The following is a 15,301-nucleotide window of genomic DNA, read 5'->3' on the forward strand; positions in this document are numbered from 1 at the left end:
TTAAAGGAGGAGTTAAGTATGGAAATGAAAAAGAAGATTGGCGTTGGGGTATTAACTGGTATGATCGGGCTTTCATTAGTAGGTGGCGGAACATGGGCTGCATTTAACGATGTGGAACAACTCAGTGGATCATTTGCAACTGGTGAGCTTGACTTTACTATTACTGATAGAACGGCAGGCGAGGATGGTAGCTTCGTACTATTTGAGGATGCTAACCTGAAGCCTGGTGACGAACTTCACCGTACGATTACATTCCGAAATAACGGGTCACTTCATATTGATAAACTACTTGTACATGTTGACGAAGGGGTTTTCGCACAAGATTTTAGCTCCATCCCAAATAGTGCAGAACTCTCAGCGGCTAAAGCAGAGTATGAAGGTGAATTCGGTTCGATTGAAGATGCTTTCTTAGACCAGTTCGTTATTACTTTCCTTGAATCAGACAGAGCAGCAGGTAACTTAGTAAACCCTGTTACTATCCCTGGAGCAAGATTCTCCTTACTTGACTTGAAAGAAAAGAACTATACTGGGAAGATTCGTTCTGAGTATATTACGAACGGAGACCTGGATCTTTCCACAACTCGAGGCCTTGAAGTAGGTGACCAGGACGTTATTAAATTCGAAATTGAATTTGAGAACGATGATGAGAGAATTGGAAGTGGCGGTGGAACAGACCGTCTCTTTAAGCAAAACGTCTTCCAAGGTGCTTCTATGAACTTTGGTCTTTCGATTGAAGCAACACAAGATGAAGGATTTGTTGGAACAGAGGATGGAGAGCTAGAAACTCGTAATGGTCTATATCAAGGAAACTAATAAATAATCTCGAGGGAGTGGCTGCTGCCCTCCCTTTCTTCTTTTTAGCAGGACATAGAAAGTAGGTGATCACCATGATGTCATATAAGCAAAAGCTTGGTGTAAGCGCATTGACTTTTATGCTTGGGTTGACTCTAGTAAGCGGAGGGACTCTCGCATTGTTTAACGATGTCGAACAAGTAACCGGGGAACATAGCACAGGAACCCTCGATATAAATGTGGAGGATTTAAGCGGAGCTACGACACTATCTTTATCCTCTAATGGGATTATCCCAGGAGAAACAAGGGATATCACGTATCGCATTCATAATACAGGTTCTATGTCGATTTCAGATATTGCTTTTTTTCTTGATGATTGTCAATTTGTAGGACCCTCTAGTAGCGGAGATACTGGACTTCAAGTCGATCGCGATTCCTATCTCAATATGCTGGACCTAAAAATTACAACAAAAGATAAAAATGGAGCTACAGAAGTACTAACAGACCCTACTTTTACTTTAGGAAAATTATGTGATAATGATTTCTCTCAGGTGAGTATCGCTAATAAAGTAGTGATTAATGGAGGTTCTTATTTAAATGTAGCACCTTCCAATCATTTACCTAGTCCAGGAGATTCCACTCACTATACAGATGTAACGTTTTCTATCTCATTCAATCCACCTGAAATGACTGCTAAAGAGACGTCGGCAGAGGATAGTATAGTGCAGACGGCTTCAGCAAAAAAACCACCTAATAATGAAAAAGAAAATGGTGGGAACAACGGAAACAGCGGAAATAACGGAAAAGACAAAGACAAAGACAAAGACAAAGACAAAGACAAAGACAAAGACAAAGACAAAGACAAAGACAAAGACAAAGACAAAGACACACCTCCAGAGGTGGTCATCACAGAGGTGGATTTAAGCGCTTCTATAGAAGTATCGTTCTCTCTAGAGGCTATTCAACATCAAGGGGTTACGGGCAAGACGAATTCTTACATTCAAAATGAAAATAGAGTTCGATTGCCTAAAAGCGATACGTCGAAATGACATAAATGGAAGCAGGTGATAATCGATGATGAGAAAAGTATTTATATGCATTGCTACGTGTTTTCTACTAGCTGCGCTTAGTTTCCCAACAAACGTATTAGCTGTTGATGGATTATCGTTATCTACAAGTAGGCAAGCGGTTTTATTTGATGATTCTAATGCAAAGCCAGGAGATGCTCTAGAGCGTGATTTATGGGTAATGAACGATGGAAGTATTAATTATTATTATAAATCTTCTGCAGAATTTGTTTCTGGGGATGAGTATTTATGGGATGCGATTATGTTAGAGGTCAGTAAGGTGAACCCCGATACAGAGGAGAAATTTGAACTTTACAAAGGTAAAATAGCTGATTTTGTTGGATTTGAGCCAAGATTTTTACGATCGCAAACGATGGAGCTACTTCATTTTAAGCTATATATTGATTACAGTCTTGATAATAGTTATCAAGGATTAAACGTTGATTTCTTGGTAACCTTATGGGCTGAGGCAGTGTCTTCGACGGATCCACCAACGGATGGACCACCGACAAATCCGCCTCCGGTGAATCCACCGCCAGTGGACCCACCTAATGAACCTGATCCAGAAGAGCCGGAAAATCCTGAAAATCCTGATCCAGAAGTGCCTGAAGAACCACCTATTATTGATCCTCCGGATGAGCCAGAGGTAGATCCGGTTGAACCAGAGGAGCCGACTGACCCGACTGATCCAGAAAATCCGGAAGATCCCGAAACGCCGATTGTCAGCGAGCCAGATGAACCTGAGGTAGGCAGTGAGGTTGATCCTCCTTCGAGTGGTGGAGACGGAGGTGCAATTCCGATTAACAATGATCGTGGAATAGGACCAGATCGTGTTATCGAAACTACAAATAACGGACTATTACCTCAGACAGGTGCGGAATCTCTCCAATACCTCGTTTATATTGGTTTAGGGTTAATTATTTATGGGGCTGGGTTTTATTTTTTACACATAGCTAGAAGAAATAGAAGGGCAGCTGATCTCGGATGAGAATAACAGCCCTCATTATGATCGTACTTGGCCTGCTCTTTATGTCGACTCCTCTTATAAAAGCGGAGCTCGATCAACAAAAGGAGCAGGCTTTATTAAAAGAGTTTGAAGAGCTCTCCGCGATTTTTGATCAAAAGATTAGAGAAGATGTTTATGAAGGCCCGCATACAGAGGGCGTTCCACTTGTTAAAGAGGATGAAACGGATGTCATTGGATTACTTTCTATCGATTCTATTGAATTGACCTTGCCTATACGGTTAGGGACTACAAACGATATTCTAAAGAGTGGGGCAGGGTTAATGACAGAATCGACGCCACTAGATAAGCGTGGGAACAGTGCAATAGCGGCTCACAGGCAATACAAATATGGGGTGCAATTTAATCGTTTAAATGAAGTAAGACGTCATGATCTTATTGAGGTAGAGCAAGTAAATGGGGATAAAAGAACGTATCAAGTTGAGCACATTAGCCGAGTATTACCTGACGAAATGCATGTTATTAAAGAAGCGCCGGGTCCATCTTTACTCACGTTAATAACGTGTGATCCGATGATAAACCCGACGCATCGCTTAATTGTTCAAGCAAAAGAGATCGATTATTAGTTCTGCTTCATTTTCCATTTGTTAAACTCTAAGAAATCTTTGAATTCTTCCTTAGAAATCCCAGAATTCATTGCGAGCTCCACTAGCTCCTGCCACTCTGCATCAAGTGAGGCAGAGCTTTTTTTTGTGGAAGCTGTATCGTTTAAGAGCTGATTCATATCAACGTCTAATACTTCAGCAATCTTCTCAATAAAAGAGATGGAAGGGTTAGACTGAATGTTTCGTTCAATAGCACTCAAATAAGATTTTGCTACTCCGGCCCGATCAGCTAGCTCGCTCATCGTGAGGCCCTTCTCTTGGCGATATTTCCGAACTCGTTCTCCTATCAACATGATCACCTCCAACAAAAATGACTAATAAATAAGAGTCATTGTACTTTATATCATACCATAAGTTTCGTTATTGAGAATGTGACATTCACAAATTTCGGCAATTTTAAACATTTTTTTGAGAAAATATAGAAAAAACCCAAGCTCGTAAAAAGAGCTTGGGTAAAATGCTAGGATGGATTGCCAGTCTCAATAGGATCCACACTTGGCTGTTTAGGTTTGGGAACTGCTTTTAAAGCAAGGTTCATCATGACAATTGCAACAATCCAATATAATCCGAAGGAGAATGGAAGCTGTGGTACGATAAGGTCGATGATAGCGAACACGACAGTTGGTAGCGTTACAGCATAGGCAGCTAATCTCCACAGCTGTCTATACGCTAACTGATCGGCTACATTCTTTTTAAGTAGCAGACCTATTAGCGCCAAGAAGCTAACGCCAATAAACTTGAGTGCCGTTGTGAATAAGTAAATTCCAATTATAAACACACCAATAAACAGTGGGCTTAAACCTATAATGGAGCTTGCAAAACCTTGAATCTCATCGCTTGTAAGGTTCGCTCCAAACTCTTGATAACGAACTTGTTCCGACGTACCACCAAAGTTTGCCACTACCTCTGTCTCGTAAAGAGCAACAACGTTTGTGTATTGTGCTAACTCACTACGATCGACATTACCAGCTGCATCGACGATAAAAACAAGCTCTCCTGTATCATCAATGTACGTCTCGTTGTCGGGCGTTGACAATACCCCATTTTGAATCTCAAATTCAGGCAAATCCTCTACAAAGTTTTCTGCTGAATCAAAGAAGGAATTTAGTGTCATTCCAAATATAATGGAAGGTGGAATGGTAACGATAAGCATTAAGAAGAATACATATCCAATTGTTTTACCTATTTTTTGAAATCGAAATTTTGCGATTGTCTCAGGAGAATAGAGACTTTTTGCAAACTGCTGAAAAATATTCATATATGACTCCCTCTCTATGTGTTCTTTGTCTATTTTTGCATACAGTTTCCAGCATGACAAGCGCGAGAATTCCCTTTATTTGTTACGGTTAAAATAATCTTAATAAAATCTTTACAATTTATTAATTTATAATTAACATTTACAACGTAAAGTGTACTTCGGTAACGCACATAAACTCGAATTCTCAGGGGGATAACACATTGGATTTTAGCTTACAGGAACTATTGTTTATGTTTTTTGGAGGTCTAGCCATATTCTTATTCAGTATTAAGTATATGGGCGACGGACTTCAGCAAGTCGCAGGTGACAAACTTAGAGAGATATTAGACAAGTTCACAAGTAACCCAGTTATGGGTGTTTTCACAGGGGTATTTGTAACAGTTCTATTACAAACCAGCACAGGTACTACGGTATTAGCTATTGGACTAGTTAATGCTGGATTTATGACACTGAGGCAAGCAATAGGTGTTATCATGGGTGCGAATATTGGAACAACAGTAACGGCATTCATTATAGGGTTAAATATTTCAGATTATGCTTTACCTATTCTTGCAGTAGGTACATTCCTGATTTTCTTTATTAAAAATAGAAAAGCAAATAATTATGGCCAGGTTATCTTTGGGTTCGGGGGACTTTTTTACGGACTTAACTTAATGGGGGATGGTCTTCGCCCACTTAGAGAATTAGAGGCATTTGCAGATTTAACCGTTTCTATGAGTTCAAATCCACTGTTAGGTGTACTAATAGGTACTGTCTTTACAGTAGCAGTTCAAAGCTCATCTGCATCCATTGGTTTATTGCAACAGCTTTACTCGCAAGAAGCATTAGATATTTATGCTGCTCTACCGGTTTTATTCGGTGATAATATTGGGACAACGATCACAGCTGTATTAGCATCTTTAGGTGCATCTATCGCAGCTAAACGTGCTGCGGCAACACACGTAATATTTAACTTAATAGGGACGGTTATAGTCTTAATTCTACTAACTCCGTTCACCAATTTAGTTATTTACTTGCAAGGTGCATTAGGATTAAATCCTCAAATGACAATTGCATTTGCGCACGGTATCTTTAATATTTCTAACGTAGCATTACAACTACCATTTGTTGCATTGCTGGCAATTTTAGTAACGAAATTAATTCCAGGTGAAGAAACGATTATTGAATATAAAGCACAGCATCTTGATCCTACGCTCATTACACAGTCATCAGCCATTGCTCTAGGTCAAGCCAAGATGGAAACACTTCGCATGGCAGAGCTATCGTTACAAGGCTTGAATGAGGCTGCTCAATTTGCAAAGACAAAACAAGGTCGACACGCAGAATTAACATATCAATTTGAAGATGCGATTAATAACCTTGATCGTAAAATTACGGAATATCTGGTTCAGATTTCAACAAATTCACTAACTGCACATGATTCGCACCTACACTCCATGCTGATGGACACAGTTCGTGACATTGAGAGAGTCGGAGATCATATGGAGAATATTGTGGAGCTATCTGAATTCCAAGTAGCAAACAAAGTAAAAATGTCTGAGCTTGCTATGGATGATTTAGATGCTATGTTTACACTAACGCAGGATACGCTAAAAGAAGCGATTAAAGCCTTAGAGAACCATGATATACAAGCAGCAAGACAGGTAATGCTGAAAGAAGAACAAATCGATAAGATGGAACGTCAGCTACGTAAAAAGCACATTATTCGTCTAAATGAAGGATTATGTGATGGGTCTGCTGGTATCGTATTTGTAGACATGATCAGTAACCTAGAGAGAATTGGCGATCATGCTGTAAATATTGCCGAAGCGGTTATAGCTGAAGAAGATTATTAATTGTAAGGTAGATGTCTTGAAATGGGGCATCTACTTTTTTTAGTAGATTTTGGGTTGAGGTATGCTATAATAAACAAGTGCTTAAATGAATACATATTTTTTTAAGAAAACATGTTGACGTTATTTAGCTAAGTATGCTAACATAATATTTGTCGTTAAGAGATGGCGGTGTAGCTCAGCTGGCTAGAGCGTACGGTTCATACCCGTGAGGTCGGGGGTTCGATCCCCTCCGCCGCTACCAACGGACCCTTAGCTCAGTTGGTTAGAGCAGACGGCTCATAACCGTCCGGTCGTAGGTTCGAGTCCTACAGGGTCCACCACTTGAATAGCTTTAACACACGGAGGAATACCCAAGTCTGGCTGAAGGGATCGGTCTTGAAAACCGACAGGCGGGTCAAACCGCGCGGGGGTTCGAATCCCTCTTCCTCCGCCATTATTATTCATTCAACTACTTAGGTGATCTAAGTAGTTTTTTTGTTGTATTTAGATAGTTATTTACAAAAGACTTATTCAAATTTGCATAGTATTATTCAATTATGGGTAAGTAAAGTGAGTAGGAGGTTTTGATAATGAATATTACATTAACGCAAGATGCAATTGATCAAATGAAAGAGCGTGTTTCTTTCACAGCAGAAGAGGCTCTTTTTTTAAGTCATGAAACAAAGGGAACTGGATGTGTCGTAAACGGTGTATCTGATCTTATTGTAATGAAGAAAAACGAGCTTCCTGATGTTGCTGCATTCATTAAAACTGTCCCAGAAGACTATACAGTTGCAATTGATAAACGAGTTGATTGGGTCTATGACGAGAATCTAATCATTGATTACAAAGCAGATAAACAAATGTTCCAACTAAAAAGTCCAAATCAGATGTTAAATCCACGTATGACTTTTCGAAATGAATTAAAATAAGGTTTAACGTTTGAAACACCGAGGAATATTTGATAATGTAAAAACTGGATAGGGGAATCCCCCCTTTCAATAGCTTAAAAACCCAAGGAGGAGATTTTGAATGGCTTTTTCACTACCAGAACTACCATATGCACACAACGCTCTAGAACCACATATCGATGAAGAAACGATGAAAATTCACCACGGGAAGCACCATCAAACGTACGTAACGAAACTTAACGATGCGCTAGAAGGACACAGTGACCTTCAGTCTAAAAGCATTGAAGAATTACTTACGGACTTAGATGCCCTTCCTGAAAGTGTTCGCGGACCAGTTCGCAACAATGGTGGAGGCCACTTTAACCACACACTATTCTGGCAGTTAATGTCTCCAAATGGCGGCGGCGCACCATCTGGTGAGCTTGCTGAAGCAATTGAGTCTACTTTTGGAAGCTTTGACTCTTTCAAAGAAGATTTCAAAAATGCTGGTCTTACGCGATTCGGCTCTGGCTGGGCATGGCTAGTAGTAAACAATGGTAAGCTTGAAATTACAAGCACACCAAACCAAGACACTCCAATTAGCGAAGGTAAAACACCAATCCTAGGAGTAGACGTTTGGGAGCATGCTTATTATCTAAAATATCAAAACAAGCGCCCAGACTATGTAGATGCATTCTTTAACGTAGTTAACTGGGACGAAGTAGCGAAGCGCTACAACGAAGCAAAATAAGTTAGTTACATGCCTCCTTTATTGGGGGCATTTTTTATTTGTTTGTTTAAGTCTGGCTGACAGAGGATCGTGCTATATTATGCGAACATGATTTCGGAGGCAACTTGTCTTTTCTCTACAATTAGAGTGACCAATTAGTTGACCCGCAAAACCAGACTACGTATAATAACATACATAAGAGACGTTGATATTGCGTCGCTATTTTACATGAGGTATACTTATATTTGCCTGCGGTGTTGGTGAACTTCGAGTTTAATTCGAACCGAACACCAATTCACTTCGGGAGCCTAACATTAGATGGCCAACAACACGCCTGTCTACAGGAAGTTGAAATCCATTTTGCGGGCACCCACCTGCCTAGGGCGGGTTCGTGAAATCTGGAAGATAACCGCACATGCGGGCGTTCATTTATGCTATGACAGTGTCCCGACATATAATTTGGGACACTTTTTTTATGGGGAAGGGATTGACTATATGAGTGAGAAGAAAACATATAAGCCGCAAGTTTCCGTTCGTTTAAATTTATTGTTCTTTGGTGTGTTTATCCTTTTTTCTGCATTAATATTACGCCTAGGGGTTGTTCAAATCGTGCAGGGGGAGGAGTTCTCCGAGCAACTTGATCGGGAAATTAATGTAACAGAAAGGATTGAAGCGCCAAGAGGGCTAATGTACGATCGATTTGGCAATCTTCTCGTCGATAATGAGCTTCAATTTACTGTAACATACACGAATCGCAATACACCTCAGGATGAAATGATTGAAACGGCAAACCGACTAAGTCAATTTGTCACATTTGATACAGATGATATCGAGGGAAGGTTCGATCGTGACCGCCGTGAGTACTGGGCACTTTTAAATGAAGAAGAATACTTAGAAAAACTGTCTATCGAAGAAGCAGAGTCGCAAGGGCTCTCAGATAGTGAGGCGCATTTAGAAAGGCTCAATGCGATCACAGATGAGGAGCTAAACTCATTTACTGATGATGAGCTTGAAGTGTTCCTCATTTGGCGTGAATTTAACTCTGGTTATAATAATAGCGCACATAAAGTTCAGCGCGGAATTTCCTATGATAGCGCTGCTCAAATCATGGAGAATATTGATCAAATGCCAGGAGTCGATATAATTCGTGACTCGGTAAGATCGTACACGTATGGAGATACCTTAAGCTCCATTTTTGGGCGAGTAGGATCTATATCCCGTGATGACTTGCAGGCAAGGCTTGCGGAGGGATATGAGCGAAATGAAGAGGTAGGACAAAGCTATCTTGAAGCGCAGTATGAGAGTGTACTAAGAGGTCGAGATGGGCGTTTAGAAAACTTCACTGATCAAGACGGCAATCGACTTCGAAATCCAGAAGAAAGACAAGGGAGTCGTGGTAATGACTTAGTATTGTCATTTGATATGGAGCTCCAGCAACGACTTTCTAATATTGTTGATTCAGAAGTCTCTAGAAGTAGTGGTCGTTTTGTCGGGGAGCCGGACGCATACGTTGTCATGATGGAGCCTGATACAGGCGAAGTACTTGCGATGAGCGGATATAATAGCGATTTAGGGACATTTACGCAAGGGTACGTAGTTGGATCCTCCATGAAGGGGGCAACAGTACTAGCTGGTTTTGATACAGGGGTGTTAGCTCCTGGAAACACGGTATTTGATCGGCCGGTGAACTTTCCAGGATCTAATCCTATTCGTTCTGTAAGTAACTTAGGATATGTAGATGATATTGCTGCTTTGGAGCGTTCATCAAACATCTATATGATTGAAGTAGCGATGAGACTAGTTAATTACGTGCCGGGAGTATCAGGAACAAACTGGGGTAACTTCTCTAGAGGATTTGACATTCTTCGGTCGTACTATCAGCAGTTTGGTCTCGGTGTAGAGACAGGTATTGATTTACCTGGGGAGTTTACTGGGGTTAACGGTGGTAATACGAACCTACCTGGACAAATGCTCTTCTTAACCTTTGGTCAGTTTGATACGTATACGCCGATGCAGCTTGCACAGTATGTAGCAACGATTGCGAACAATGGTACAAGAATTGCACCTAAAGTAGTGAAAGAAATTCGTGAACCAGGTGAAAATAAAGAGGAACTAGGTCCAATTGCTGTTCAAAACGAGCCAAAGCTCTTAAATACAATCGATGTGAACCAAACGTATTTTGATCGTGTACAGCGTGGGTTTTATCAAGTAATCCATGGTTCTAGAGGTACAGCTCGAGCTTTCTTCAATGGACGAGACTATGATCCTGCTGGGAAGACGGGTACCGCGCAGGTTTCAGTAAATGGTCAAGAGGCGAATAACCAAACCTTTGTAGGCTATGCGCCTTTTAATAATCCAGAAGTAGCAATTTCAGTCGTTGTCCCGGGTGTGCGTGATAACCAAGATAGTTCAGGTATTGCAAATAGGATTGCAGAGGCGTCTCTAGATGCATACTTCGAGTTACAGGATGAAAGACAAGGTCCAACGCAGCCTGAATCAGGTCCTGCTGTTGACGAGGTTGGAGATGACATTAGCGACTGAGACCTAATAACGAAGAAGCCGTTTCGCATGAATAGTGCGAAACGGCTTTTTTTCGTTTTAAGATGTAATGATCTCTATGATTTGACTGCGTGTCATATCGCTTGAAAGCTCGAATTCGCCTACTTGAACGAGCGATTCGCGACCGCTAACTCGAAGCTGGTTTAAAAAGTCTTGCGCATTGTTAACAATGCCTAGTGACTCTAACTCATTTGCAAGCTCTGGAGCCGATGTACCTGGTGCGATCGTTACCGTAAGCACTTCAGGGTCATCTTGCGTATCTTCTGGATTATTTTCTTCCTCAGACATGTCGTTCTGCTGATTTGCTTCATTACTTTGATCTTCTTCGTTCGAAGGGATTTCTTCATTTCCTTCGTTTGAATCATTTGATTCATTTGATTCAGGAGGAGTTGTGGTAACTACATCTGTTTCCTCATTCTCTACTTGTTGTTCTAAAGCAACTAGTTGCTCTGATAGCTGTATATTTTCCTCCTGAAGAGCTTGAATTTGCGCTGCATTAGAGCTTGAGGTGAATACAGATGGTGCTAAAAAGTGGACAGCAGATAGTACAACAGCAATGATAAAGCAGCTAAGGGCTGCGCCTCGAAGTAACTCCGTATTCATCTAATCACCCCTTTACCTTACCGTCTAAAAGGTCTTCAATATAATCAGCGTCAAACCCCGTATTTGAAGCGATTTCACGAGGGGATTGACCATCCTCAAACATTTGAAGAACATCTTCCCTTGATAAACGATTGCTCTCCTTTGCGCTAGCTCCAGGAACCATCAATTCCTCTTCAAGTGTTTCTACTTTCTTTCTTAAATAATAGATTTCCTGCATCATTTGTATAGACGAATTTTCCATCTGGCGCTCTAGCTCTTTATATGGGTTCTTACGTGCGAATGATAGCCCAAAAAGTAGCGCTGATACAGAAAATAACGCAATAAGTATCCAACTCATGTTTTCTTCCCCTTCATATATCAAAATTTGTCGAAAAAACCGAACGATAATAGTTTATCAAAAAATGATCGGAAGAGGGAGACTTGCAACAAAAACGTAATATTAAGATAATACAAAATGTGACAAAAATACCTTCTTGTTGAAAGGGTGGTCAGCGTGTACGATTGAACTAGAAGAAGAGAGGAGTGTACAGCATGGAGGTAAATACAGGACTACTTAGAGTAGCATCTACATCGATGACAATGAATGCGATGGATCAAGTGGATGTTGTCGCAAAAAAGCAATCGGCACAAGTGGACGATGTAAGGTTATTTCAAGTACAAATTCGTAATAAATCGGATGAGTATGTTGAGACAACCTTCGTAATTCACTTCCACTTAAACGGTGAAATCCCAATTGCATTTTATGCACCGTCATCCCAATCCATCATTTTAAGTGATACGGAGGAGTATAGTGTAATTGGGGGAGTGTCTAAACACTCTATTACGTATTCTTGTCATACAGAGGAGTGGTCACTTCTATCTCAACATGGAGAGGGTTGTATGATGGAATTCGAGGTGAAATTATCACCATTTGAGAAGCAAAACGTGTACTATTTCGAAGCTCGTGCAAAGAGCTTAAATCAGTTAGAATCTTTACACTATCATACGAAGCTCTCGTGCGAACAATCTCTCTAATGCCTGTAAAGAAAATCTACTTGAATGTATCCAAAATCTCTGCTATTATTTTAAAGTATGAGTAAAACAGAGTTTGGAGGGAATTAACATGCGTGTACAAGTAACGTTAGCGTGCACTGAAACAGGTGACCGCAACTATATTACTACTAAGAACAAGCGTACAAACCCGGACCGCATCGAGCTAAAGAAATATAGCCCACGTCTAGGTCGTCACACTGTTCACAAGGAAACTAAATAAGTATGTCATAAAGAGCCTAGATCCTTTTTACAAAGCGATCTAGGCTCTTTTGTATGAATACAGACAGGAACTTGTAAAGAAATGTCGAATGAGTAAGGTGTAGATAAGTGAGGTGGTAGGAAATGAATCTAAAAAAAGAATATCGAAAAAAAGGAAAAGAACTTCTGAAGCATAAAAGTAGCGAGGAAGTATCACAATTACACAGTCGGTTATTTCTATCCTCTGCTTGGAAACAGGCTACTTGTATAGCAATGACGATCTCGATGCCGCACGAAATAGATACATATAGACTTATTGAACAAGCTTGGGAAGAGAATAAGCGAGTATGCGTTCCTAAAAGCTTTCCTGATAATAAGGAACTACGTTTTTATGAATTGACGGATTTTGCTCAGCTTGAAGAGACGTTTTTTCAGCTAAAGGAGCCTAATACTCGAGTAAGTAATGAAGTAAAGCGAGAAGAGATAGATGTTATTTTGGTACCTGGATTAATGTTTGACCTGAACGGGTACCGAGTAGGATACGGTGGAGGTTACTATGATCGCTATTTAGCTAGTAGTAGCGCATTAACTCTGTCTATATGTTTAGATGAACAATTGATTGATCACGTGCCTCGCAACACATATGACGTAAAGGTAGACCAAGTATTAACGCCGCAAAGGGAGATCTATACATGATGTTGCTTGCTGTAGGCATTATCCTACTTGCATATTTAGGGTACAAATTACAGGCTCTTAGTCAATCAGGCGCAGGGATGGCAGTACTGGTTGGGTTCGGTGTGCTAATTGGATTTCAGCTCAACGGCTTACTTGTCTTAGCGGCATTCTTCTTTTCTGCGTTAGTGTTAAGTAAGGTATTTAGATCAACGACTGAAGAAGTAAAGGGTGATCGAAGAGACTGGGTTCAGGTGTTTGTAAACGGAGGCATGGGCTCTATATTAGGAGTACTTTATTATGCAACAGGAGAAGCTATTTTTAGTATATTATTTGTCATTAGCTTTGCTGTTGCTACTAGTGACACGTGGGCTTCAACGATTGAGAAAGCAATTGGTAAGAACCCTATTCATTTACGCACGCTAAAACCAATGACATCTCGAATCTCCGGGGGTGTGACAGTGATAGGAACAATTGCTGCCTTGCTAGGTGCGGCGTTTATAGCTAGCTTAGGAATGATCTTATTCGATTATGAAGTGACTTTGTTTGTTTGGGTTATCCTAATCGGATTTATCGGACAGTTTATTGACTCTATACTCGGAGCTTTCATTCAAGCTACTTATCAATGTCCCATGTGCAAAAAAACGACGGAACGCACCACATGCCATGTGCAAACAGAGCTTGTTCAAGGGCATCGATATATTACAAATGACATCGTTAACTTATTATCTATTGCGATAACGGTGGCGCTGTCAGCTATTCTAATCAACCTTTATTTTCTGTCATAGAAAAAGTTTGTGAAGTAATGTACAAACTCACATTTATCCTTTACAATGATAGAGAAGACACACTATTTTTTACACAAAGGTGGTAGAAATAATGTCAACATTAAAAACGTCTAGAGTAGTGGTAATAGGTACAGGACAAGTGGGGTCGAGCTATGCGTTCTCCTTAATCAATCAAAATATTACAGACGAGATGGTACTCATCGATTTAAACGAAGAAAAAACAGAAGGAGACGCAATGGATTTGAACCATGGAATTCCATTTGGTGCTCCTACTAAAATTTGGGCAGGTAGCTATTCAGACTGTAAGGATGCAGACATTGTTGTGATTACCGCTGGTGCAAACCAACAGCCAGGAGAAACGAGATTAGATCTTATTGAAAAAAATGCCTCGATTTTTAAGAAGATTGTTACGTCAGTTATGGACTCGGGATTTGATGGGATTTTTATTGTTGCCACAAACCCTGTAGACGTACTTGCTTATGCGACGTGGAAATACTCTGGTCTTCCGATGGAGCGAGTTATTGGATCTGGAACGTTGCTAGATACAGCGCGATTTAGATTCTTATTAGGGCAATACTTTGAATTAGATGTGCGAAATATTCACGGATATATTATTGGTGAACACGGGGACACGGAGCTTCCGGTCTGGAGTCAGACACGTATAGGTTCGGAGAGAATCGAACGCTATATGGAGCGATATAAGCCTGAAGGAACAAAAGAGGATTTAGATGAGATCTTTGTGAATGTGCGCGATGCGGCCTATCAAATCATTGAGCGAAAAGGAGCGACCCATTACGCGATAGCAATGGGACTCGCTCGTTTAACAAAGACTATTTTACGTAATGAACACTCGTTAATTACGGTCTCCACGCTACTTAATGGGGAATACGGACTTAACGACTTGTATATTGGCGTACCAGCTGTCGTTGGACGAAATGGAGTAGAGCGTATTGTAGAGATTGATTTGACTGAAGAAGAAAGTCAAAAGCTTCATCATTCAGCAGATGTACTTAAAAAAGCGATGGAACCACTCCACGAAGACGAATAAGGAAAGAGTGGAAGAAGCATGCTAACGTAAAAACGGAGGCGTGTACATGAAGGTTCTCTATCTTGTTCTCTCCATAATAGTGATTGTATTCATTTTTAGAGGCTGGCTAATGGAAATCGGTTTAAAAATCAAGCCAATTCGAAGGTTGATTGTAAAGCAGTTAGCTACAAGAACGACGATAGCATAGGGAGAGTGTCCATTTGGGTTCGTCCGAATGGACA

18 protein-coding genes, 3 tRNA genes and 1 other RNA gene are annotated in these 15,301 nt (G+C 40.5%); 18 read left to right on the forward strand and 4 right to left on the reverse strand.

Features of this window, described 5'->3' with window-relative positions; all coding sequences use genetic code 11:
- Window positions 1-18: 18 nt before the first annotated feature.
- From FLK61_RS07905 to FLK61_RS07920, 4 genes are all read left to right on the forward strand, one after another.
- Complete coding sequence (locus tag FLK61_RS07905) at window positions 19-813, forward strand: TasA family protein (RefSeq protein WP_176008938.1); 795 nt, start codon at window positions 19-21, stop codon at window positions 811-813.
- A 74-nt stretch (window positions 814-887) separates the two neighbouring features.
- Entirely contained in the window at window positions 888-1,841 is a 954-nt protein-coding gene (locus tag FLK61_RS07910) for a TasA family protein (RefSeq protein WP_176008939.1), read from the forward strand.
- 25 nt (window positions 1,842-1,866) lie between these two features.
- The gene (locus FLK61_RS07915) at window positions 1,867-2,847 is read left to right on the forward strand and encodes a hypothetical protein (RefSeq protein WP_176008940.1); all 981 of its coding nucleotides are present in this window, start codon (window positions 1,867-1,869) and stop codon (window positions 2,845-2,847) included.
- On the forward strand, window positions 2,844-3,449 hold the full coding sequence (locus tag FLK61_RS07920; RefSeq protein ID WP_176008941.1) for a class D sortase: 606 nt from the start codon (window positions 2,844-2,846) through the stop codon (window positions 3,447-3,449). Before FLK61_RS07915 ends, FLK61_RS07920 begins: the two co-directional genes overlap by 4 nt.
- Here the strand turns inward: FLK61_RS07920 and FLK61_RS07925 are convergent.
- Together FLK61_RS07925 and FLK61_RS07930 are read right to left on the reverse strand one after the other, a co-directional pair.
- Complete coding sequence (locus FLK61_RS07925) at window positions 3,446-3,778, reverse strand: helix-turn-helix domain-containing protein (RefSeq protein ID WP_176011176.1); 333 nt, start codon at window positions 3,776-3,778, stop codon at window positions 3,446-3,448. The genes FLK61_RS07920 and FLK61_RS07925 overlap by 4 nt on opposite strands.
- Before the next feature lie 170 nt (window positions 3,779-3,948).
- Window positions 3,949-4,746, reverse strand: coding sequence for a DUF1189 domain-containing protein (locus FLK61_RS07930; RefSeq protein ID WP_176008942.1), 798 nt, complete (start codon window positions 4,744-4,746; stop codon window positions 3,949-3,951).
- 230 nt (window positions 4,747-4,976) lie between these two features.
- Here FLK61_RS07930 and FLK61_RS07935 point away from each other — a divergent pair, with 230 nt between their 5' ends.
- The 8 genes from FLK61_RS07935 (at window position 4,977) to FLK61_RS07970 (ending at window position 10,721) form a co-directional block, all read left to right on the forward strand.
- Window positions 4,977-6,581, forward strand: a complete 1,605-nt coding sequence (locus tag FLK61_RS07935) for a Na/Pi cotransporter family protein (RefSeq protein ID WP_176011177.1) — start codon at window positions 4,977-4,979, stop codon at window positions 6,579-6,581.
- 164 nt (window positions 6,582-6,745) lie between these two features.
- A tRNA-Met gene (locus FLK61_RS07940) sits at window positions 6,746-6,822 on the forward strand.
- 2 nt (window positions 6,823-6,824) lie between these two features.
- Window positions 6,825-6,901 (forward strand) — tRNA-Ile (locus FLK61_RS07945).
- A 20-nt stretch (window positions 6,902-6,921) separates the two neighbouring features.
- Window positions 6,922-7,014, forward strand: a tRNA-Ser gene (locus FLK61_RS07950).
- 136 nt (window positions 7,015-7,150) lie between these two features.
- Window positions 7,151-7,492: an iron-sulfur cluster biosynthesis family protein gene (locus tag FLK61_RS07955; protein WP_176008943.1), complete on the forward strand. Its 342-nt coding sequence runs from the start codon at window positions 7,151-7,153 to the stop codon at window positions 7,490-7,492.
- A gap of 100 nt (window positions 7,493-7,592) precedes the next feature.
- On the forward strand, window positions 7,593-8,201 hold the full coding sequence (locus FLK61_RS07960) for a superoxide dismutase (RefSeq protein ID WP_176008944.1): 609 nt from the start codon (window positions 7,593-7,595) through the stop codon (window positions 8,199-8,201).
- A 222-nt stretch (window positions 8,202-8,423) separates the two neighbouring features.
- Window positions 8,424-8,608, forward strand: a non-coding RNA gene (gene ssrS / locus FLK61_RS07965) — 6S RNA.
- Window positions 8,609-8,675: 67 nt separating this feature from the next.
- Window positions 8,676-10,721 carry a penicillin-binding transpeptidase domain-containing protein gene (locus tag FLK61_RS07970; protein WP_176008945.1) on the forward strand — a complete coding sequence of 682 codons (2,046 nt, stop codon included), beginning with the start codon at window positions 8,676-8,678 and terminating at the stop codon, window positions 10,719-10,721.
- 57 nt (window positions 10,722-10,778) lie between these two features.
- On the opposite strand, the gene FLK61_RS07975 is transcribed toward FLK61_RS07970, so the two are convergent.
- Together FLK61_RS07975 and FLK61_RS07980 are read right to left on the reverse strand one after the other, a co-directional pair.
- Window positions 10,779-11,342 (reverse strand): MltG/YceG/YrrL family protein, encoded by a 564-nt coding sequence (locus FLK61_RS07975; protein WP_176008946.1) that lies wholly within the window; start codon window positions 11,340-11,342, stop codon window positions 10,779-10,781.
- 4 nt (window positions 11,343-11,346) lie between these two features.
- The gene (locus FLK61_RS07980; RefSeq protein ID WP_176008947.1) at window positions 11,347-11,679 is read right to left on the reverse strand and encodes a hypothetical protein; all 333 of its coding nucleotides are present in this window, start codon (window positions 11,677-11,679) and stop codon (window positions 11,347-11,349) included.
- A 194-nt stretch (window positions 11,680-11,873) separates the two neighbouring features.
- Between FLK61_RS07980 and FLK61_RS07985 the strand changes: the two genes are divergently transcribed.
- The 6 genes from FLK61_RS07985 to FLK61_RS08010 all read left to right on the forward strand — a co-directional run bounded on the left by FLK61_RS07985 (window position 11,874) and on the right by FLK61_RS08010 (window position 15,267).
- On the forward strand, window positions 11,874-12,356 hold the full coding sequence (locus FLK61_RS07985; protein WP_176008948.1) for a hypothetical protein: 483 nt from the start codon (window positions 11,874-11,876) through the stop codon (window positions 12,354-12,356).
- An 88-nt stretch (window positions 12,357-12,444) separates the two neighbouring features.
- Complete coding sequence (gene rpmG / locus FLK61_RS07990; protein WP_176008949.1) at window positions 12,445-12,594, forward strand: 50S ribosomal protein L33; 150 nt, start codon at window positions 12,445-12,447, stop codon at window positions 12,592-12,594.
- A gap of 122 nt (window positions 12,595-12,716) precedes the next feature.
- A complete protein-coding gene (locus FLK61_RS07995; RefSeq protein ID WP_176008950.1) occupies window positions 12,717-13,268 on the forward strand; it encodes a 5-formyltetrahydrofolate cyclo-ligase in 552 nt (183 codons plus the stop codon).
- On the forward strand, window positions 13,265-14,032 hold the full coding sequence (locus tag FLK61_RS08000; RefSeq protein ID WP_176008951.1) for a DUF92 domain-containing protein: 768 nt from the start codon (window positions 13,265-13,267) through the stop codon (window positions 14,030-14,032). The genes FLK61_RS07995 and FLK61_RS08000 overlap by 4 nt, the downstream gene beginning before the upstream one ends.
- Window positions 14,033-14,123: 91 nt before the next feature.
- On the forward strand, window positions 14,124-15,080 hold the full coding sequence (locus FLK61_RS08005; protein WP_176008952.1) for an L-lactate dehydrogenase: 957 nt from the start codon (window positions 14,124-14,126) through the stop codon (window positions 15,078-15,080).
- Between the two features lie 46 nt (window positions 15,081-15,126).
- Window positions 15,127-15,267, forward strand: coding sequence for a hypothetical protein (locus FLK61_RS08010; protein ID WP_176008953.1), 141 nt, complete (start codon window positions 15,127-15,129; stop codon window positions 15,265-15,267).
- Window positions 15,268-15,301: the final 34 nt, after the last annotated feature.

It is taken from the genome of Paenalkalicoccus suaedae (assembly GCF_006965545.2).
In the GTDB taxonomy this organism is placed as follows: Bacteria; Bacillota; Bacilli; order Bacillales; family Salisediminibacteriaceae; genus Paenalkalicoccus; species Paenalkalicoccus suaedae.